Genomic DNA, 19,494 nt, shown 5'->3' with positions numbered 1-19,494 from the left:
GTCCGCCGGCTGGCATCAGGCGCTGCGCTGCACCGCCATGTGGGCCAGGGTCTCCAGCGCTTGCTTGTGCCGGGAGTCAGGCAGGATGGCGAGGGCGGCGATGGCCTTGTCAGCCTCTTCCCGAGCTCGCTGGCGGGAGTATTCGAGAGCTCCGGTGCGATCCAGGATGCCCAGAATACGCTCCAGATGATCCATACCGTTGCGGTGCTCGATGGCATCGCGCACCAGTTGACGCTCTTCCGGGGTACCCACTTCCATGGCGCGCAACAGCGGCAGGGTCGGCTTGCCTTCGGCCAGATCGTCACCCACGTTCTTGCCCATCTCCTCGCTCTGGGAGCAGTAGTCCATCACGTCGTCGATGATCTGGAACGCGGTACCCAGGTACTTGCCGTAGTCGGTCATGGCCTGCTCGACGGGCTCGGGCTGATGGGTCAGCACGGCGGCGAGTCGGGTCGCGGCTTCAAACAGCTTGGCGGTCTTGCAGTAGATGACCGTCATGTAGCTCTCTTCCGTGGTATCCGGATCGTTGCAGTTCATCAGCTGCAGCACTTCGCCTTCGGCGATGGTGTTGGTGGCATCGGAGAGGATCTCCATCACCTTCAGGTTGGAGAGTTCGCTCATCATCTGGAAGGAGCGGCTATAGAGGTAGTCACCCACCAGAACGCTGGCGGCGTTGCCAAACAGGGCGTTGGCGGTTTCCCGGCCGCGGCGCAGGTCGGATTCGTCGACCACGTCGTCGTGCAGCAGGGTGGAGGTGTGAATGAACTCGATGATGGCGGCCAGTTTCAGGTGATCTTCACCCTCATAGCCCAGTGCGCGTGCGGCCATCACGGTCAGCATGGGGCGCATCCGTTTTCCGCCTGCACTGACAATATAGAAACCCAGCTTGTTGATCAGGCTGACATCGGACTGGAGTCTCGTCAGGATCAGTTCATTGACCGCCGTCATGTCGGCGGCACAGAGCGCACGGATAGTCTGTTGGTCCATAAGTCTCGTAACGTGACGGCAGCATTTACTGCGTTTTTAGCAATGGCGGGGATTCTACACGATTTCACAATGGGTTACAGTTAGGCGTTTATTCACGGGGGCAGATATGCGCACAAAATAAACTTTTTGCTAAATTGGCCTTGCCTCGGCAAATCGTTCTGCGTAGAATGCCCGCCCATTGTTATAGGTTTTTGTGCGTGTCTGGCCTTGAGCAAAAGACACGCCTTTACGGAGTTAATCAAATGTACGCGGTATTCCAAAGCGGCGGAAAACAACACCGTGTGGCCGAAGGTCAAATCGTTCGTCTGGAAAAGCTGAACGTTGAGACTGGCGCTACCATCGACTTCAACGAAGTGCTGATGGTTGCTGCAGGCGACACTTTCAAAGTAGGTGCTCCTTTCGTTGAAGGTGGCAAGGTTGTGGCTGAAGTTGTGGCTCACGGCCGTGGCGAGAAAGTGACTATCGTCAAGTTCCGTCGTCGTAAGCACCACCGTAAGCAAGCGGGCCACCGTCAGTGGTTCACTGAAGTCAAAATCACTGGCATCAGCGCTTAATTAGAGGAGTACGATAGATGGCACACAAAAAAGCTGGCGGTTCATCCCGCAACGGTCGCGATTCTGAAGCTAAACGCCTGGGCGTGAAGCGTTTCGGCGGCGAAACAGTTCTGGCTGGCAGCATCATCGTTCGTCAGCGCGGCACCAAGTTCCACGCTGGTGAGAACGTTGGTCTGGGCAAGGACCACACTCTGTTCGCTACCGCGAACGGTAAAGTGCAGTTCGAAGTTAAAGGTCCGCAGAATCGTAAGTACGTCAGCATCGTTGCTGAGTAATTACGGACCGCAAGGATCCGAAGCCCCGCCAACCTGGCGGGGCTTTTGTTTTTCTGATGAGTTTGACGAAAAAACGGCACGCGGATGAGCCGGCGCTGACAGCCCTCATCGGCCAGATGCGCCTCGCCCGAAGGGGCCCGTATCACTGTAATTGCGTATCGGTTTTTCGAATTAAGGTGACGGTTACCTATGAAGTTTGTTGATGAAGTCCAGATTCGAGTCGATGCCGGTGACGGTGGTAACGGTTGTGTGAGCTTCCGCCGCGAGAAGTACATCCCGAACGGCGGCCCGGACGGCGGTGACGGCGGTGATGGTGGCGACGTGTATCTGGTGGCCGATGAAAACCTGAACACCCTGATCGACTACCGTTTCGAGCGCTTCCACGCCGCCGAGCGTGGCGAGAACGGTCAGAGTGCCAACTGTACCGGTCGTCGCGGCAAGGACAAGATCCTGCGCGTGCCGGTGGGAACCCGTGCCACCGATGAAGACACCGGCGAATTGCTGGGGGATTTGACCAGTCACGATCAGAAGCTGCTGGTTGCCAAGGGCGGCTTCCACGGCCTTGGCAACACCCGCTTCAAGAGCTCGGTCAACCGGGCGCCGCGCCAGAAGAGCAACGGCACCCCGGGTGAAGTGCGTACCCTGAGGCTGGAGCTGCTGCTGCTGGCGGATGTCGGCATGCTGGGTCTGCCCAACGCAGGCAAGTCCACCTTCATTCGCGCCGTTTCTGCGGCCCGTCCGAAAGTGGCAGACTACCCCTTCACCACCCTGGTACCGAATCTGGGTGTGGTACGCGGTGAAAACTCCCGCTCCTTCGTCATTGCCGACATTCCTGGCCTCATTGAAGGGGCTGCCGAGGGGGCAGGCCTGGGGATCCGCTTCCTCAAGCACCTGGAGCGTTGCCGCGTCCTGATCCATCTGGTGGATATCTGCCCGGTGGATGGTTCAGATCCTGCCGAGAACGCCGTGACCATCGTCCGGGAGCTGGAAAAATACAGCCCCGAGCTGGCGGGCAAGCCGCGCTGGCTGGTGTTCAACAAGATGGACCTGATCCTGGAAGAAGAGGCTCAGGAAGTGATGGACAGAGTCAAGGCAGCCCTCAACCACGAAGGTCCGGTCTACGCCATCACCGCCATCAGCAAGGAAGGTACCAAGAAGGTGTGCTACGACATCCTGGATCTGCTGGACACCATGCCCCGTCAGCTGGCGGAAGATGCCAGAGACGCCATCGAGAAGGTGGAGTTCAAGTGGGACGACTATCACAAGAACCAGCTTGCCAAGGCGGAAGCCGATGCCCTGGCGGCGTCCAAGGCCTTCGATGATGGTCTGGACGATGACGACTGGGACGATGAGGACGACGACGGCGTCGAAGTCATTTACGTTCGCGATTGAGCATCATGTTCGTGACAAGACCGGAGCCAGACAGGCTCCGGTTTTTTTATGGGAGGATCGACGGGATCACCCTATAGATATATTTTTCATGTCTCTTATTGCCTGACAGTGGCTGCGGATTATACTGCGCACCTGAATGTAACCTGTATGAAACATTATGCTAACCATTCAAATTGAATCGATATGCATGACTGTTTTGGTTTGTTCTTATGGATGGTTCGCCTGATAAAATATTTATGCTTGAAATGATCAATTAACGGCTTGTTTGTGCAGTTTTTTGGGTTATTCTTGCGCCCGTTTTCCGGGCGAGGGCATGAGTATGCAGGCGGCCCGGCTGAAGGAAAAGTCACATTTAAGGCTGTTTATATGTTGGAAAAGACCCTGGAAGCACCGGCAATCCGTACTCGCCGCAACGTGCTGATGTTTTTGATCCCGTCACTGATCGGGATCCTGCTGTTCATGACCCCGGTCATCTATGACGGCAATGTCACCATTCCCGTCGCCGTGCTGGCGAAGCTGGTTCAAACGGTGTTTGCCGATCATCTGGTGGCCATGGTCAGCGCCATCATCACCACCACCATGCTGATGACCCTGATCGCCTGGCTGTTCAAACCGGCGATCCTAGTAAAACGCCCCTTCCTCAACAGCCTGTTCAACGTCTCCCCCTTCTGGGCGTGCGTGCGGGTGCTGGGCGGGGTCTTCGTGCTGTTGACCTTCTTTGAAGCCGGTCCCGAGGTGCTGCGCTCAGGGTCGACCGGCGGCCTGGTGCTGCATGATCTGTTGCCGGTACTGTTCTCCGTCTTCATCTTTGCGGGCCTGCTGCTGCCCTTGCTGCTGGATTTTGGTCTGCTGGAGTTTGTCGGTACCATGATGACCCGCATCATGCGTCCGGTGTTCCGTCTGCCGGGTCGTTCTGCGGTGGACTGCTTCGCCTCCTGGCTCGGTGATGGCAGCGTCGGGATCCTGCTGACCAGCAAGCAGTATGAGGGCAAGTTCTATACCCAGCGGGAAGCGGCCGTCATCGGTACCACCTTCTCCGCCGTCTCCATCACCTTCTGTCTGGTGGTGATCTCCCAGGTGAAGCTGGAGCACATGTTCGTCCCCTTCTACCTGACCGTCTGCCTGGCCGGTGTGGTGGCCGCCATCGTGGTACCGCGCCTGCCGCCGCTCTCCTGGAAGAAGGATGTCTACAGCGACGGTACTCCCCTGTGCCGCAAGCAGGAGGCCATCCCCCATCAGCACAGCGTGCTGAGCTACGGCTACCATCGTGCCCTGACCAAGGCCGACGGCATGACGGATCTCGGCGCCGTGGCGCGTGAAGGGGTGAAAAACGCCCTGAACATGGTGTTTGGCGTGCTGCCGGTGGTGATGGCCGTCGGGACCTGTGCCCTGATGCTGGCGGAGCACACCCCGGTGTTCAACTGGCTGGGAGCGCCCTTCGTGCCTTTGCTCGAGCTGCTGCAATTGCCGGAGGCGGAAGCCGCTTCCAAGACCATCATGGTGGGCTTCGCCGACATGTTCATCCCGGCGGTGCTGGCCTCCACTATCGAGAGCGACATCACCCGCTTCGTGATCGCCGCCATGTCGGTCACCCAGCTCATCTACATGTCGGAAGTGGGCGCTCTGTTGCTGGGCAGCAAGATCCCGGTCAAGTTGTGGGAGCTGTTCGTCATCTTCCTGCTGCGCACCCTGGTCACCCTGCCGGTGATTGCCGGTGTGGCGCACCTGCTGTTCTAAGGGGCGAAGTGGAACGAAAAACGGTCAACCCGGGTTGACCGTTTTTTTATGGGCGAGTGTCAGCGGAAGGTCAGTGTGATCCTGCCAGCAGGGCCTGGCATTCGACCTCGTCCAGCTGCTCGGGGGCGAGGAAGCGTCTGGCGTAGTCCCGCCAGATGCCGCTCTCGATGAAGAGGGCAAACAGGGCCGGGTCTATGTGCTGTTCCTGCACCATCTTCACCATGATGGCCAGGGACTGGGAGACCGTTTTGCCAGACTTGTAGGGGCGATCGCTCGCCGTCAGCGCCTCGAAGATGTCTGCAATGGCCATGATGCGGGCTGGAATGCTCATCTGCCCCCCTTGCAACTGGCGCGGATAGCCCGTGCCGTCCATCCGCTCGTGATGGCCCCCCGCAATCTCCGGCACCTTGCGCAAATGGCGGGGGAAGGGGAGCTTCTCCAGCATGCGTATGGTCTGGATGATGTGATCGTTGATCTTGTAGCGCTCCTCTTCGGTGAGGGTGCCACGGCCGATGGCGAGGTTGTAGCGTTCCCCCCGGTTGTAGAGGTGGGTGGGCACCCGCACCTTGAAGCCCCATGGGTTGTGTCGGGCGAGATTGTCGTGCTCGGGGCGAGGGACGAGATGCACCGCCTTGTCGGCGAGCAGCGACTCTCGGCAGGGGAGGGGAGAGGGGGCCTCCTGGTGGCGCTTGCGTTCCTCCTGACTGATGCCGAGCCGATCGTCCAGAGTGCGCAACCAGGTGCGGCTGGCAATGGCATCCAGCCTGGCGAGTTTCTCCGGCGCCATCCACTCGCCCCCCAGATTGCACTCGGCCACGAAGGCGAACTCCTGATCCAGGGTGTGCCAGAGGGGGAGCACGGCCTCGAGGGCGGCCTGCTGCCCGGATGGGGGCAGCAGGCTGCAGAGCGCCTCGATGTGGGCATCCCGCTTGAGCACCTCGAAGCGGGTGCGGACCTCGTGGATCCTGTCGTAAATGGTCTCGAGCTTGATCGCCTTGTCCACCACGAACTCCGGGGTGGTGACCTTGCCGCAGTCGTGCAGCCAGCTCGCGATATGGATGGCCTCCCACTCCTCTTCGTTGAGCCGGAAATCGGCAAAGGGCCCCGTCTGCTGTGCGCAGGCAGCCTGGGTCAGCATCCTGGCCAGTTCCGGCACCCGCTGGCAGTGGCCGCCGGTGTAGGGGCTCTTGGCATCGATGGCACCGGCGATGAGCTCGATGAAGGCTTCCAGCAGTTGCTTCTGCTCCTCCAGCAGGCGCTGGTTTTCGATAGCGGAAGAGGAGGTGCCCGCCAGCGCCTCGATGAGGCTGATGCGCGAGGCCAGTTCGCGGGCCGAGCAGTCTGGCAGGATCAGCAGCAGGCAGCCGATCAGCTCCTGACGGTGGTTGTGAAGGGGCTCGACCAGCAGTTGGCAGGCACCGGGGAAAGGGCCCCAGTCGGTGAGGAAGCGGGCCCACTGTGCCTCGTCGAGGGGCAGGCAGAGGCGCTCCGTGTGGTAGAGACCGCCGAGCAGCGCCGCCTGCCACTGTACCTGTTCGCACGCCAGCGGCTGCCCCTGCCAGATGGCGTGAACGGCCTGCATCTCGCTCTCCTGGGCCAGGAATAGGCAGCCGCCCTCGGCCTGGGCTGCCGCCACCGTCTCGTGCAGGATGCGGCTGAGCAACGAATCGAAGCGATGCTCTGCCGCCAGCGCCCGGCCCATGTTCATGAAATTGCCGAGGGTCAGGCGCATGCTGGACATGGCGCGGGCGAGGTCGTCAATTTCGCGGATCGCCGAATCCGGCCCCGGGCTTTCGCCAAAGTCGAAGTGCTGGATCCGCTCAGCCTCCCCGGTCAATACCAGCAAGGGGGCGGCAGTGCGCCGGGCGGCCAGCCAGATGACGGGCAGCAGGAGCAGCAGACCGGCAAGGGCCCAGGCGAGATTGTGCAGCGCATCCTGGCGCGCCGGGGCGGTGAGCACCTCGGTGGGCACCAGGAGGGCGAGATAAAACGGAGACTCTTCCCCGAGGGAGGAGAGGTTGACCAGCCACTCCTGACCCTGAACCGTTGCCAGGGTCAGCTCGGCGGGGTGATGCAGCAGGGCAGGCCGCGCAGCCATCTCCTGTTGCAGCCTGGTGAGAATGGGGTGATTGAGGGCCGACAGCATGGGCAGGCGGCTCAGTTGCTCGAAGCTTGGAAGGCGCTCGGGATCCGTGGCCAGCAGGGTCCCGACCTCGTCAAACAGCACCAGCTGGCTGTGACCGGGCAGGGGCAACTCGCCGATGAGGGAAGAGAGTCCCTCCACGCCCGCATCGAGCCCGATCACCGCCCGGCGATCGTCGCTCTCCACCGCCAGTGTCATGCCTGGCTCCCGGGTAGTGAAGAAGAGGTAGGGGTGGGTCACTATGATGCCCGTGCTCCAGCGCGCCTCCTTGTACCAGCCCCGATCTCGCGGATCGAAACGGTAGTCCGGCATGGGGCGCCGCTCCAGCAGCCGCAGCCGCTGGTCGAAATAGAGGAACTCTCCCTGTCCCTGATGCAGGCTCTGGACCAGCAGGCGGCTCTCGGGCGGAGGCGCCTCCAGCGCCCCTCTCGCCCGTTCGGTCAGCTTGCGAACCAGAAAGAAATCGCCGTCCTCGTAACCGGCATAGATGGCGCCGTAACTGGTGCTGTTGGCCAGTACTTCCGCCAGCTGGGGCAGGAAGGCGAGCCGCGTCTCGAGGTCTGTCATGGCAGACAGCTGGCCGCTGCGCAGCAGATTCAGGGACATGCGGGCTGGTCGCTGGTTCAGCTTGATGGCGAGGGCAAGCTGCTCCCGGTATTGCTGGAAGCTCTGACGTTCGTGCTCCAGCCCCTGCTGCATGCCCTGCTGGAACTGCAGCACGATGAGGGCGCCCCCCAGCAAGGAGAAGAGCAGGATGAAAAGGGTGGCAATGTGTACGTAAAAGGGTCTGCGACTGAGACTTGCGTTTGTCATGGACGGATCCTTGTCCCCTGGCGATCGCCGTATTGGTCACCTAACAGTGTGCTTGCTGGATGACAAAAAGCCTAGGACTCGATCTTGCGCTCTTCGGCCCGAAATCAACAGTCGGCCTCCGGGCTGCCCCCTTGCTCTGTGGTGAGATGATTCGTTCAGATATCTCGTGCTACATTGCTCCCCTGATAAACGCCCTGTGAACCAATGGAGTGTCCCATGTCTGTCGTCCCCTATTCCGTGCTGGATCTGGTGCCCGTTCCCGAAGGTGGTCTACCGGCCGAGTCGTTTCGCCACTCGCTGGATCTGGCTCGCCATGCGGAGCGCTGGGGTTACCACCGCTACTGGCTGGCGGAGCACCACAACATGCCGGGCATTGCCAGCGCCGCCACAGCGGTGCTGATTGGCCACCTGGCAGGGGGCACCACGACGTTGCGGCTCGGGGCTGGCGGCATCATGTTGCCGAACCACTCCCCCCTGGTCATTGCGGAGCAGTTCGGCACGCTGAGCTCCCTCTATCCGGATCGCATCGATCTCGGCCTGGGCCGCGCCCCTGGCAGCGATCAGCGCACCATGCAGGCGCTTCGCCGCCAGCGCAGCGGCGAGGTGGATGACTTCCCGGCGGATGTGCGCGAACTGATGAGTTATTTCGGCGACGAGGTCGGTGCCGTGCAGGCGGTGCCGGGTCAGGGACTCCATGTGCCCATCTGGCTGCTGGGATCCAGCCTCTACAGTGCCCAACTGGCAGCGGCCATGGGGTTGCCGTTCGGCTTTGCTTCCCACTTCGCTCCCGCCATGTTGCTGCAGGCGCTGGAGATCTACCGTACCCAATACCGTCCCTCTGCCCGCTGGCCCAAACCCCATGCGGTGGTGTGCGTCAATCTGATCGCCGCCGACACCGATCGTGAGGCCCGCTTCCTGTTCACCACCCTGCAGCAGCAGTTCCTGCGTCTCTACCGGGGGGATGCCGGCAAGCTGCCACTGCCGGTGCAGACGCTGGGGGATGAGTGGTCTCCCCGCGAATTGATGGCGATGGAGCAGACTCTGGCTCGCTCCCTGGTAGGGGAGCCGGATCGGGTACGCCACGGCCTCAAGGCTCTGCTGGCAGAGACCGGAGCGGACGAGCTGATGTTCAACGGCCCCATCGTCGATCATCAGGCGCGCCTGCGCTCCTTCGAGATTGGTGCCGAGCTGATGCAGGGGTTGTAACCCCCCGTGACGTCTGGCCGCCAGCGGCACGCCAAGCCTGGCTGCTCGGGGCGCAAAAGCCACGATTGCGTGGTAGTAAGATTTTGATTTTTAAAGGAAGTCAGGTGAGTGTCGGCCATCTGTCGTGTCGCCTCTCATCCCCTTTCCCTATGCTGGCCCTGTCAATCACCACAAGGAGCGTAAGATGATCGTCAGGAAGTTGAGATTGCAACGGGGATGGTCCCAGGAACAGCTGGCGACCCTCACTGGCCTGAGCGTTCGCACCATTCAGCGAATAGAGCAGGGACAACAACCCGGACTGGAATCCCTCAAGGCCCTGGCCGCCGTCTTCGAGCTCGATGTGACCCAACTGCAGGAGAGCGAGATGAAAGGGAATGAGGGCGAAGATCGGGGACGCGTGCAGGTGGCGCGGGATGAGCGGGAGGCGATGAAGTTCGTGGAGGGGCTCAGGGGCTTCTACGGCCACCTCATGAGCTATGTGCTGGTGATAGGGGGGCTGTTTGTCATCAACTACCTGAGCAACCCGGACTATATCTGGGCCTGGTGGCCCATGCTGGGATGGGGGTTGGGGCTGGCTTCTCACGCCATCAACCTGTTCCAGCCCTTCAAGCTGTTTGGCCCGGAATGGGAGCGGCGCCAGGTCGAGAAACGGCTGGGGCGCAGGCTCTGATCCGCTCATCATGAAAAAACGGGCCCGGCATTGCCGGGTCCGTTCTGTTTTCAGCTCCATTTCGCAGGAGAGGGCATTGCTCTCCTCTCAACGGCGGATCATTCCCTTGTTCCGCAGAGAGCCGATCTACTTGGCATAGGCCGGGCAGGGGGTGGCGATCAGGGCGTCGTCCTCGTAGCGCCACAGGGTGAGGCTGTTGCCCCAGACGCACCCGGTGTCGAGTCCCTTGATATCGGATTTGCCGGTGTCGCCCATCAGGGCCGCCCAGTGGCCGAAGACCAGGATGGGGTCATCTATATGGTGCTCGCGCTGCTCGAACCAGGGGCGCAGGCCCGGGGTCGATTCGGTGGGGCCCTTCTTGCATTTGAAGTCGAGGCGCCCGTCGAAGTAGCAAAAGCGCATCCGGGTGAAGCTGTTGATGATGTAGCGGTAACGCTCTATGCCCAGCAGGTTGTCGTTCCAGCTGTCGGGCTGATCGCCATACATGTTGTGCAGCAGCCAGCTGTACTGATCCCCGCGCAGCAGGCTCTCCACCTCCCGGGCACAACTGCGGGCGGTGTGGGCGTCCCAGGCGGGGGAGAGGCCCGCATGCACCATCATGATGGGCAGGTCGGGGTGTTCTGCCAGCAGGGGACGGTGACGCAGCCACTCCAGCAGCTCGTCCCGATCCGGCGCCTCCATCAGCGCCTGCAGCTTGTCTTTCTTCTTGAGCGGGGCGACCCCGTGGGCCACCGCCAGCAGGTGCAGGTCGTGGTTGCCGAGCACGGTGACGGCCTGCTGCCCCAGTGATTTGACGAAACGCAGGGTGTTGAGGGAGTCCGGCCCCCGGGCGACGAGATCGCCACACAGCCAGAGCGTGTCGTTATCGAAGTCGAACTCGGCAAGATCCAGCAGACGGCGCAAATCGTCGTAGCAGCCCTGGATATCACCGACGAAACAGTTCGCCATGAAACCTCAGTTGATTATGTTGGGGACGGCCAGCGTGAAGGGGGCGATGGGGGCTTCGAATTGTTGCCCCGATTCATCCTGCAGGATGTAGCTGCCTTCCATCACGCCAAGCGGTGTGGCGAGGGGAACGCCACTCTGGTAGGAAAAGGTCTCGCCGGGGGCGATCAGGGGTTGTTCACCGACCACGCCGGGACCTTCCACTTCCAGCATCTTGCCATTGGCATCCGTAATGAGCCAGCGTCGATGCAGCAGTTGCACCGTGCCCGGACCCAGGTTCTCAATCTCGATGCGATAGAGAAAATGGTAGGGATCTGCGGTTCCCGCCACATAGCTGGGGTGGGGGCGGACCACTATCCGGGCTTGGGTCATGGGATCAGGCCTGTTGCTGGTCGGCCAGCCAGTTGGCGATCGTGACGAACTGCTCGAGGGAGAGATTCTCCGGGCGCAGGTTGCCATCGATGCCAAGCTCGGTCAGCTGGGCGTCGGTGATGAAGTTGGAGAAGCTGTTGCGAATGGTCTTGCGACGCTGGCCGAAGCCTTCGGTGCAGACCCGGTTCAGGCAACGAATGTCTTTCGCGACGATAGTCGGGTTCTTGTGCGGGATCAGACGCACCACGGCGGAATCCACCTTCGGCGCCGGCTTGAAGGCGCCCGGACCCACTTCCAGCACCGGCACTACCTGACAGTAGTACTGGGTCATCACGCTCAGACGGCCATAGGCCTTGCTGCCCGGGCCGGCGGCCAGACGCAGTACCACTTCCTTTTGCAGCATGAAGTGCATGTCCTCCACCCGGTCGGCAAATTCGCACAGGTGGAAGATGAGCGGGGTGGAGATGTTGTAGGGCAGGTTGCCGAAGATGCGCAGCGGCCCCTTGCCTTCCCCCATCAGGGTACTGAAGTCAAAGCGCATGGCATCGGCTTCGATGACGGTCAGCTTCTCTTTCAGGGTGGGGTGTTCGCGCAGACGTGCGGCAAGATCCCGGTCCAGCTCGACCACGGTCATCTTGTCCATCTGGGCAGCGACCGGCTCGGTGAGCGCGGCCAGACCCGGGCCAATCTCCACCAGATTCTGACCCGGTTGCGGGTTGATGGCGGCCACTATCTGGTCGATCACATACCGGTCGTGCAAGAAGTTCTGACCGAAACGCTTACGGGCCGTGTGGCCCATGTGCACCTTACTGCTCATATCTTTTTTTCTCTACCATCTGGATGGCGTGGTTGATCGCGGTGGTGAGGCTGCCGGGGTCTGCCAGGTTCTTGCCTGCCAGATCCAGCGCGGTGCCGTGGTCCACCGAGGTACGGATGAAGGGAAGTCCGAGGGTGATGTTGACCGAGTTGCCAAAGCCCTTGTACTTGAGCACGGGCAGCCCCTGATCGTGGTACATGGCGAGTACCGCATCCGCATCCTTGAGGTATTTGTCCTGGAACAGGGTATCGGCCGGCAGCGGGCCGACCAGATCGATCCCTTCCTGGCGCAGGGCGGCCAGGGCGGGTTCGATGACATCGATCTCTTCACGGCCCAGATGACCCCCTTCCCCGGCATGGGGATTGAGGCCGCAGACATAGATCCGGGGCTGCTCGATGCCGAATTTGCGCTTGAGATCCGCATCCAGGATGCGGATCACCTTGCCAAGGCGATCCTCGGTGATGGCCTTGGCCACATAGGCAAGGGGAATATGGGTGGTCGCGAGGGCCACTCTCAGCCCTTCGGTGGCTAGCAGCATCACCACATCGGCGGTGTCGGACTGCTGGGCGAAGAACTCGGTGTGACCGCTGAACGAGACGCCAGCCTGGTTGATGATCCCCTTGTGCACCGGCCCGGTCACCACGGCGGCAAATTCGCCGTTCAGGTTGCCGTCGCAGGCGCGCTGCAAGGTAGCCAGCACATAGGCGCCGTTGCCCTCATCCAGCTGGCCTGGCACCACGGGGGCGCCGAGCGGCACGGGGCAGACGGTCAGAGTCCCCGCCCGCTGCGGACGGGTGAGGGCGTTTTCGTCATAGGGTTCAAGCTCGACGGACAGCCCCAGCAGGGCGGCCCGTTCGCGCAACAGGGCGGGATCGGCGATCACCACCAGCTGATGGGGCCAGGCCCGCTGGGCAATCTGCAGCACCAGATCCGGGCCTATGCCAGCCGGTTCACCCGGGGTGATGGCAAGCCGGTGGCAGCTCAGCTGTGCCTCGGCGTGCCCTGGATGCGCCTTGTTCATCTGCTTGTCGCCCATCAATTGGGTTCGATCTGGATGTAGGCTTCGTCGCGCAGCTCATCCAGCCAGGCCTGGGACTCTTCGGCGAAGCGGCGGTTGAAGATGAGCTGGTAGGCGCGTTGCTCCTGGGCCTTGCCGGTGGCGTCCTGGCTGCGGCGATCCTCGAGCTGCACGATGTGCCAGCCGTGGCTGGTGCGGAAGGGTTCGCTGATCTGGCCCGGTTGCAGGCGCCCCAGCATGTCGCGGAATTCCGGCACATAGACGTTGGGATCAGACCAGCCCAGCTCACCACCCTGCACCGCAGAGCCCGGATCCTCGGAGTATTTCTCTGCCATGCTGGCAAAGCTGGCCTTGCCGCTCTTGATGTCGTGCAGGATGCCGTCCAGGGTGCCCTTGGCCTTCTCCTCGCTCAGGATGATGGAGGGCTTGATCAGGATGTGGCGCGCCTTGACCTCGGTCTGCATGACCTGTTGCTGACCCTTGGTGTCGAAGATCTTGATGATGTGCAGACCGGCGCCGGAGCGCAGCGGGCCGACGATGTCACCCTTGCCGGCCCCTTGCACGGCTTCCGCCATCAGGGTGGGCATCTCCTGCGGGCTCAACCAGCCCCAGTCACCCCCTTCCAGCGCCTTGGGACCGTTACTCTCGGCAATGGCCAGCTTGCGGAAGTCGGCCCCCTCTTTCAGGGACGCCAGAATGCGCTCGATCTTGGCCTTGGCAGCGTTGAGCTGCTCGGCATTCGGGTTGTCCGGCAGCGCGACCTGGATATGGCCGATATGATATGACGTCTGCTGCTGGCCCTGTTTGCTCAGGGCTTCGACCACCTGCTTGACCTCCTGATCGGAGATGTTGATGCGACGGCGGACCTGGCTGCGGCGCACCTCGTTCATCAGGATCTCGCGGCGCACCTCCTCACGGTACTGGGCGTAGGTCAGGCCTTCCCGCTCCAGCTGGGCGCGCAGTTGCTCCAGATTCATCTTGTTGTCGGCGGCGATGCTCTGAATGGCCTGTTCCAGCTGGGTGTCACTGATCTTGAGCCCCTGGCGCTCCGCCAGTTGCAGTTGCAGGCTCTCCTGGATCAGGCGATCCAGTGCCTGCTTGCGCAGGGTGACGTCATCGGGCAGGGACTGGCCGCTCTCCTGGGCGGAGGCCTTGACCTTTTGCACCAGGGCCTCCTGCTGACTGGCCAGCACCACATCCTTGTTGACCACGGCAAGCACCTTGTCCATCAGCTCGGGGGCGGCGAGGGCACCCTGGCTCATGACTCCGAACAGGCCTGCGGTCAGCAGGGAAATCAACGTCTTCTTCATATCCATCTCTCAAGGCGTTTGCCAGACCGGTTACTGGTCTCGCAGGTTAAACGGACGAATGTAAGGCAGTGCTTCGGTGTCCAGGGAGGTGCCCTTGGAGCCGGTACCCACGCTACCCAATCCTTTCATTTCAAATTGAATGCCGAGGCTGCGCTCGGACGTCGGGGTCAGGTTCACGTTGTCTGGCGTGTTGACCCATTCCAGGTTGAAGTTGATGCTCCAGCAGCAGGAGTCGTATTTCAGACCCACCTTGCGGTCCACTTTGACGTTCTGGTTGAGCTCCTGATAGTAGCCGCCATAAAGGTGCCAGCGATCGTCCAGCGGGGTGGTCAGCAGCAGGCCGATCTGGTTGAGATCCGTCACCTGGCCCTTGTGGTCCAGGTCGTAGTTGGCATCCCGTACGAAGCGGTGGTTCAACTGGCTGATCAACTTCTCGTGACGGTATTCCAGTGCGCTGTTGGCAGAGCTTATCTGGCGCTGTTCCATATCATATTGTGCCCCCGCATGGGCATACCACTGCTCGTTGATCTTGGCGTCACCCTCGAACGACAGCGGGGAGCGGGTATTGGTACTCAGCTCATCGCTGCTGTAAAGCTTGACCCTGGGCGCCACGAAGTCGAAGGCTTGGGCAACGGCCAACCGGATTCGTTCATCCCCGGCCGGATCATAAATGCGGGTGGTGACCCCCAAGGAGAGCCGGTTGGAGTCGCTGATGCGGTCCAGACCGGCGAAGCGGCGATCGCTGAAGAGGCTGTAGTAGTCCTGGCGCATGGTGGTGGAGTCATAGACACCGATGTTGTCCTGATCCTTGTAGGGCACATAGAGGTACTGGAATTCAGGCTCCAGGGTCTGGTTGGCACCCTCGCCAAACCACTGCTGATCCCGCTCGAAGGTCATGCCGCCCTTGAGACGGAACGAGGGCAGTACCCGGGTGATGGTCCCCTCTTCCAGGGTGACGTCGCCGCCCTCTCTCGGGGTGAAACGATTGGTGAAGGTGCTGCTCATCTGGTCAGGCACCGTCTGGTCGTAACGGGTGTACATCAGCTTGTACTGGCTGTCGAGGAAGTAACCCGCCTCGTCAACGAGGGGGATGGTCAGGGTGGGGGCCGTGTAGACTCGGGTGCCGGTGTAGGCTTCACCCTTGTTCTGCTCGATGGCCTGATCGTTGTTGTAGCCGAAGTTGGTCAGCTCGGTATTCCAGGCCAGATCGTACCAGCTTCCCTGCTGGTAGTAGTTGTGGTTGATGCGCGGCATCAGCTCGTGGGGCTGCTGGGCGCTGGCCAGCAGGATCTGGTAGGTCCGTACCTCGGCATCGAGGTTCCAGTTCTGCTGGTAGTAACCCGCCTTCAGGGATTGCTGCAACTGGTTGTCGACCTGGGTCCCCACCTTGGGGGTGAAGTCGTTGAAGTAGTTGTAGTCCTGGTCCCGTACCTTGGTGTAGTCCACCGACACCCGCATGGCGTTGTCCATGAACATGGAGGTGTGGCGGGCACTGAGCAGGTAACGGTGACCATCAGAGAGATGCTGATTGAGGCTGGCCGTCTCGTCGTACTGCTTGTCGTCCGCCAGGTTCTCGAAGTAGAGGCTCCCCACGTGGGCCGGGTCCGGCATGTAGCGGAACTCGACCTGTTCCATCAGGCCCCGTCTGTCCATGAAGCGGGAGGTGATGGTGGCATCGTAGTTGGGGGCGATGTTCCAGTAGAACGGCTGGGTGATGTCCATACCGTTCTTGGAGCTTTGGGTATAGCCCGGGTAGAGCAGACCGGTCTTGCGCTCATCCTTGATGGGGAAGTTGATATAGGGGAAGTAGAAGACCGGATAGTCATAGAGCCAGAGGCTGGCGTTCCAGGCCTCCCCAAATACCTCGGACTGATCGATGTCGATGCTGCCGGCCTTCAGGGTCCAGGCCTCCTGGCCCGGTGGGCAGGTGGTGTACTGGGCCCCTTCCAGAGTGATGTTCTGGTTGTTGTTGGTCATGGTCACCTTTTCGGCGAAGCCGCGCACCGGTGAGCCATGGACCTGATACTTGCCCTCTTCCAGCTCGGAGTTCTTGGTGTCCAGGTTAGATTTCAGGGTTTTGTCGCTGGTGACCGTGATCTGGCCATCGTTGTAATAGATGTTGCCGATGGCGATGACATCCCGGCTCTTCTGGTCGAGCTGGGCATAGTCGGAGTCGAACTTGCGCACGCCCTGGCGCACCTTGACGTCACCCTCGTAGACGGCGGTACCGCCCTGCTTGGCCTCCAGGCGATCGGCATCCACCTCGACGGGCTGGGCATTGGCGTCCTGGTCCGCACTGGGCTTCTCTATCTTGGGAACATAGTCATAGCAGAGGCTGTCGAGGATCCCGGTAGCGGGTGGCGCATTGAGTGGCGCTGCCTGGGCCATGAGCGGGCTCAGGGCAGGAACAAGGCTGATGGTCAGGGCGATGGGACAGGAGTATCCCAGTGTCCATTTTGTCATGTGAAAGGCTCGCGCAATCCGTAGTAAAAACGGTGGATTCAGGGCATGCATTTTATGTCAGGATCCATCGAGTTGACATTGCATGTCATTGCTTTATGTTAGCCGGCAATGATAAAGCATTATTGCGGCCAGGGCTAACAGCCAAGTGCTGCTTTCCAATTTGGTTCCCGACTCATGCACGATCGCGCTTCCCTGCTTTTGCAATGGGCTCGCCGGATTTCCGGTGACGCCAACCTCTCGTTGACGCTTATTTCCGGTGACGCCAGTTTCCGCCGCTACTTCCGGGGCGGCGGTCTGGTGTGGGTGGATGCTAATCCGAAAACCGAAAAAAATCATGAATTCGTTCGCAATGCGGCCGCCCTGCACGATGCGGGGCTGCTGGCCCCCGAGGTAAAGGGGGTCGACTACGAGCAGGGATTGCTGGCGGTGACGGATCTGGGGGATACCCAGCTTATCGGCTGCCTCAACGAAGAGAGCGTACTGGCCTGGTATGGCAAGGCCATCGCCCTGCTGCCAGGGCTCGGCGCCGTGGCGCTCGAGCTCGAGCCCTTCGATGAGGCCTTCATGGCCCGGGAAAATGCCATCTTCCCCGAGTGGTTGCTGGGACATCACCTGCAACTGGCCCTGAGCGATGAAGAGCAGCAGTTGCTGGCGGAGACCTTCGCCTGCCTCACGGCGAGCAACCTGGCCCAGCCACAAGGAGTGATGCACCGGGACTTCCACAGCCGCAACCTGATGGTGTGCGGCGGGATGAACCCGAAGGAGAGCGACCTCGCCCTTATCGACTTCCAGGACATGGTCATCGGGCCGCTGAGCTATGACCTGGTCTCCCTGCTCAAAGATTGCTACGTGCGCTGGCCGGGCGTGGTGATCGAGCAGGGCATGCGACTTGGCTTCGACACCCTGCAAGGGGCCGGCCTGCTCGGCAATCTGGACTATGCCGCGTTTCGTCGCGCAGCCGATCTCACCGGCATGCAGCGTCATCTCAAGGCGGCGGGCATCTTCACCCGCCTCTATCACCGCGATGGCAAGTCCGGCTACCTTAAGGACATTCCCCGTACCCTGGGCTACGTCGTTGATGTCTGTCGCAGCCATGGCGCCGCCTATCCGGTGCTGGCCCGCTTCGGCCAGTGGCTGGAGCAGGTGGTGCTGCCCGGATTGGCGCGCACCGGGGTGACACCATGAAGGCGATGATCCTGGCCGCCGGGCGCGGCGAGCGGATGCGTCCGCTCACCGATCTGCTGCCCAAGCCGCTGCTGGCGGCGGGGGGCAAGCCGCTCATCGTGCACCATATCGAAAAACTCAAGGCAGCCGGCGTGACCACACTTGTCATCAACCACGCCTGGCTCGGACACAAGCTGGTGGCGGCCCTCGGCGATGGCAGTGCGCTCGGGGTATCCATCCACTGGTCGGCCGAAGAGAGCGCGCTCGAGACCGCCGGCGGCATCGTGCAGGCGCTGCCCCTGCTGGGCTGCGAACCCTTTCTGGTGATCAACGGCGATACCTGGCTCGACCTGGATTATCGCGCTCTGGTGAACCAGCCGCTTGGGGACGATCTCACCCACCTCTGGCTGGTGCCCAACCCTCCCCAGCATCCGCAAGGGGACTTCTCCCTGCAAGCGGGTCGGGTGCTGGACACCCCGGCCCTCACCTTCAGCGGCGTCGGCCTCTATCACCCCGCCGCCTTTGCCGGCTTGCCCTGCGGGGCGCGCAAGCTGGCCCCCCTGCTGCGCGACTGGATGGCGCTGGGACGGGTGGGTGGCAGCCTGCTGGCTGGCGAGTGGCGCGACATCGGCACAGTGGATCGGCTGCGCGAGCTGGACGAGCAACTGCTCGCCGGCACCCATTAACATCACGAGGTCTTGAACCATGCGTATTTGGGGCAAGGTGCTTGGCACCTTCTTCGGTTTTCTGCTCGGCAACATCTTCGGTGCGCTGCTGGGCCTGTGGATCGGCCATCGCTTCGATCGGGGCATGGGGATCCGCGGGGCCTTCCAGCGGGCACCCAGCCAGCAGCAACAGGCCGTCTTCTTCCATGCCACCTTCGCCGTCATGGGCCACATCGCCAAGGCGAGCGGCCAGGTCACCGAGCACGAAATACGGGTCGCGTCCAACCTGATGGACAGGATGCGGCTGGCCGGAGAGCAGCGGGTACGGGCCCAGGAGTCATTCCGCCAGGGCAAGGAGAGTGACTTCCCCCTGCGCGAGACCCTGGCGGAGTTTCGCCAGGCGAGCCTGGGGCAGCGTGACATCCTGCGCTTCTTCCTCGAGGTCCAGCTGCAGGCCGCCTTCGCCGACGGTCAGGTGGAGGCGAACGAGCGGGCCATCCTGCAAACCATCGCCGACGAGCTGGGGTTCAGTCGCATCGAGCTTGCCCGCATTCTGGCCATGGCCGAGGCCCAGATGAACTTCTTCCACCGTCAGCAACAGCAGGGCGGTGGCCAGGGGCAGCAATACCGTCAGGAGCCCCCCTCCCGGGATCGCCTCAAGGATGCCTATCAGTTGCTCGGGGTGAACGAGAGCGACAGCGATCAGGAGATCAAGCGCGCCTATCGCAAGGAGATGAGCAAGCATCACCCTGACAAGCTGGCCGCCAAGGGATTGCCCCCCGAGATGATGGAGATGGCCAAGGAGAAGACCCAGGAGATCCAGCAGGCCTGGGAGTGGATCCGCGAGGCCCGCGGTATTCGCTGAGCCCTGTGCCCGCCATAAATAAACCTGATTACCCATGACCCTCAGCCAGCTTCAAGAGCCGATATGGCATCGGAGGGCTTGCCACGACTGCATGCCCC

General features: G+C 61.6%; 17 protein-coding genes. 9 read left to right on the top strand and 8 right to left on the bottom strand.

Annotation, left to right across the window (positions count from 1 at the left end):
• Positions 1-15: 15 nt before the first annotated feature.
• Complete coding sequence (ispB, locus tag OKB81_RS02705) at positions 16-987, bottom strand: octaprenyl diphosphate synthase (protein ID WP_119197356.1); 972 nt, start codon at positions 985-987, stop codon at positions 16-18.
• A 242-nt stretch (positions 988-1,229) separates the two neighbouring features.
• On the opposite strand from ispB, the gene rplU reads away from it, so the two are divergent.
• The 4 genes from rplU to OKB81_RS02685 all read left to right on the top strand — a co-directional run bounded on the left by rplU (position 1,230) and on the right by OKB81_RS02685 (position 4,945).
• Positions 1,230-1,541, top strand: coding sequence for a 50S ribosomal protein L21 (gene rplU / locus OKB81_RS02700; protein ID WP_005304210.1), 312 nt, complete (start codon positions 1,230-1,232; stop codon positions 1,539-1,541).
• Positions 1,542-1,558: 17 nt separating this feature from the next.
• Positions 1,559-1,816, top strand: coding sequence for a 50S ribosomal protein L27 (gene rpmA, locus OKB81_RS02695; protein WP_010673199.1), 258 nt, complete (start codon positions 1,559-1,561; stop codon positions 1,814-1,816).
• A gap of 189 nt (positions 1,817-2,005) precedes the next feature.
• Entirely contained in the window at positions 2,006-3,208 is a 1,203-nt protein-coding gene (cgtA, locus tag OKB81_RS02690) for an Obg family GTPase CgtA (RefSeq protein WP_010673200.1), read from the top strand.
• Positions 3,209-3,574: 366 nt separating this feature from the next.
• Positions 3,575-4,945, top strand: coding sequence for a YjiH family protein (locus tag OKB81_RS02685; RefSeq protein WP_119197357.1), 1,371 nt, complete (start codon positions 3,575-3,577; stop codon positions 4,943-4,945).
• Between the two features lie 70 nt (positions 4,946-5,015).
• Here the strand turns inward: OKB81_RS02685 and OKB81_RS02680 are convergent, their stop codons facing one another.
• Positions 5,016-7,901, bottom strand: coding sequence for an HD domain-containing phosphohydrolase (locus OKB81_RS02680; RefSeq protein WP_270805121.1), 2,886 nt, complete (start codon positions 7,899-7,901; stop codon positions 5,016-5,018).
• 216 nt (positions 7,902-8,117) lie between these two features.
• Here OKB81_RS02680 and OKB81_RS02675 point away from each other — a divergent pair, with 216 nt between their 5' ends.
• Together OKB81_RS02675 and OKB81_RS02670 are read left to right on the top strand one after the other, a co-directional pair.
• Positions 8,118-9,107, top strand: coding sequence for a luciferase-like monooxygenase (locus tag OKB81_RS02675; RefSeq protein ID WP_010673203.1), 990 nt, complete (start codon positions 8,118-8,120; stop codon positions 9,105-9,107).
• A 184-nt stretch (positions 9,108-9,291) separates the two neighbouring features.
• Complete coding sequence (locus tag OKB81_RS02670; RefSeq protein WP_041211140.1) at positions 9,292-9,777, top strand: 2TM domain-containing protein; 486 nt, start codon at positions 9,292-9,294, stop codon at positions 9,775-9,777.
• Between the two features lie 126 nt (positions 9,778-9,903).
• On the opposite strand, the gene OKB81_RS02665 is transcribed toward OKB81_RS02670, so the two are convergent.
• The 6 genes from OKB81_RS02665 to lptD are packed head-to-tail and all read right to left on the bottom strand — an operon-like array spanning position 9,904 to position 16,702.
• Positions 9,904-10,725 (bottom strand): symmetrical bis(5'-nucleosyl)-tetraphosphatase, encoded by an 822-nt coding sequence (locus OKB81_RS02665; protein ID WP_119197359.1) that lies wholly within the window; start codon positions 10,723-10,725, stop codon positions 9,904-9,906.
• Positions 10,726-10,731: 6 nt separating this feature from the next.
• Positions 10,732-11,094 carry a Co2+/Mg2+ efflux protein ApaG gene (apaG, locus tag OKB81_RS02660; RefSeq protein ID WP_010673206.1) on the bottom strand — a complete coding sequence of 121 codons (363 nt, stop codon included), beginning with the start codon at positions 11,092-11,094 and terminating at the stop codon, positions 10,732-10,734.
• Between the two features lie 4 nt (positions 11,095-11,098).
• Entirely contained in the window at positions 11,099-11,911 is an 813-nt protein-coding gene (gene rsmA / locus OKB81_RS02655) for a 16S rRNA (adenine(1518)-N(6)/adenine(1519)-N(6))-dimethyltransferase RsmA (protein ID WP_010673207.1), read from the bottom strand.
• Positions 11,901-12,896, bottom strand: a complete 996-nt coding sequence (gene pdxA, locus OKB81_RS02650) for a 4-hydroxythreonine-4-phosphate dehydrogenase PdxA (protein ID WP_270805122.1) — start codon at positions 12,894-12,896, stop codon at positions 11,901-11,903. The genes rsmA and pdxA overlap by 11 nt, the downstream gene beginning before the upstream one ends.
• A gap of 50 nt (positions 12,897-12,946) precedes the next feature.
• Complete coding sequence (gene surA / locus OKB81_RS02645; RefSeq protein ID WP_010673209.1) at positions 12,947-14,239, bottom strand: peptidylprolyl isomerase SurA; 1,293 nt, start codon at positions 14,237-14,239, stop codon at positions 12,947-12,949.
• 30 nt (positions 14,240-14,269) lie between these two features.
• Positions 14,270-16,702, bottom strand: a complete 2,433-nt coding sequence (lptD, locus tag OKB81_RS02640) for an LPS assembly protein LptD (RefSeq protein ID WP_039040025.1) — start codon at positions 16,700-16,702, stop codon at positions 14,270-14,272.
• Between the two features lie 174 nt (positions 16,703-16,876).
• Between lptD and OKB81_RS02635 the strand changes: the two genes are divergently transcribed.
• The 3 genes from OKB81_RS02635 to djlA are packed head-to-tail and all read left to right on the top strand — an operon-like array spanning position 16,877 to position 19,396.
• Complete coding sequence (locus tag OKB81_RS02635) at positions 16,877-17,887, top strand: aminoglycoside phosphotransferase family protein (protein ID WP_160837495.1); 1,011 nt, start codon at positions 16,877-16,879, stop codon at positions 17,885-17,887.
• On the top strand, positions 17,884-18,552 hold the full coding sequence (gene murU / locus OKB81_RS02630; RefSeq protein ID WP_270805120.1) for an N-acetylmuramate alpha-1-phosphate uridylyltransferase MurU: 669 nt from the start codon (positions 17,884-17,886) through the stop codon (positions 18,550-18,552). Before OKB81_RS02635 ends, murU begins: the two co-directional genes overlap by 4 nt.
• A 19-nt stretch (positions 18,553-18,571) precedes the next feature.
• Positions 18,572-19,396, top strand: coding sequence for a co-chaperone DjlA (djlA, locus tag OKB81_RS02625; protein ID WP_039040028.1), 825 nt, complete (start codon positions 18,572-18,574; stop codon positions 19,394-19,396).
• Positions 19,397-19,494 lie beyond the last annotated feature (98 nt).

The sequence above is a fragment of the Aeromonas sp. QDB56 genome (genome assembly GCF_027705505.1).
GTDB lineage: Bacteria > Pseudomonadota > Gammaproteobacteria > Enterobacterales > Aeromonadaceae > Aeromonas > Aeromonas caviae.
The sequence above is the reverse complement of the archived record's forward strand: the minus strand, read 5'-3'. Positions and strand labels throughout refer to the sequence as shown.

Excerpts from the sequence above, each read along its gene's own strand:
- lptD (WP_039040025.1), bottom strand. The coding sequence starts at position 16,702 with ATGACAAAATGGACACTGGGATACTCCTGTCCCATCGCCCTGACCATC.
- OKB81_RS02675 (WP_010673203.1), top strand. The coding sequence starts at position 8,118 with ATGTCTGTCGTCCCCTATTCCGTGCTGGATCTGGTGCCCGTTCCCGAA.
- OKB81_RS02670 (WP_041211140.1), top strand. The coding sequence starts at position 9,292 with ATGATCGTCAGGAAGTTGAGATTGCAACGGGGATGGTCCCAGGAACAG.
- surA (WP_010673209.1), bottom strand. The coding sequence starts at position 14,239 with ATGAAGAAGACGTTGATTTCCCTGCTGACCGCAGGCCTGTTCGGAGTC.
- cgtA (WP_010673200.1), top strand. The coding sequence starts at position 2,006 with ATGAAGTTTGTTGATGAAGTCCAGATTCGAGTCGATGCCGGTGACGGT.
- rpmA (WP_010673199.1), top strand. The coding sequence starts at position 1,559 with ATGGCACACAAAAAAGCTGGCGGTTCATCCCGCAACGGTCGCGATTCT.
- OKB81_RS02665 (WP_119197359.1), bottom strand. The coding sequence starts at position 10,725 with ATGGCGAACTGTTTCGTCGGTGATATCCAGGGCTGCTACGACGATTTG.
- OKB81_RS02635 (WP_160837495.1), top strand. The coding sequence starts at position 16,877 with ATGCACGATCGCGCTTCCCTGCTTTTGCAATGGGCTCGCCGGATTTCC.
- rsmA (WP_010673207.1), bottom strand. The coding sequence starts at position 11,911 with ATGAGCAGTAAGGTGCACATGGGCCACACGGCCCGTAAGCGTTTCGGT.
- murU (WP_270805120.1), top strand. The coding sequence starts at position 17,884 with ATGAAGGCGATGATCCTGGCCGCCGGGCGCGGCGAGCGGATGCGTCCG.
- ispB (WP_119197356.1), bottom strand. The coding sequence starts at position 987 with ATGGACCAACAGACTATCCGTGCGCTCTGTGCCGCCGACATGACGGCG.
- OKB81_RS02680 (WP_270805121.1), bottom strand. The coding sequence starts at position 7,901 with ATGACAAACGCAAGTCTCAGTCGCAGACCCTTTTACGTACACATTGCC.
- OKB81_RS02685 (WP_119197357.1), top strand. The coding sequence starts at position 3,575 with ATGTTGGAAAAGACCCTGGAAGCACCGGCAATCCGTACTCGCCGCAAC.
- rplU (WP_005304210.1), top strand. The coding sequence starts at position 1,230 with ATGTACGCGGTATTCCAAAGCGGCGGAAAACAACACCGTGTGGCCGAA.
- apaG (WP_010673206.1), bottom strand. The coding sequence starts at position 11,094 with ATGACCCAAGCCCGGATAGTGGTCCGCCCCCACCCCAGCTATGTGGCG.
- djlA (WP_039040028.1), top strand. The coding sequence starts at position 18,572 with ATGCGTATTTGGGGCAAGGTGCTTGGCACCTTCTTCGGTTTTCTGCTC.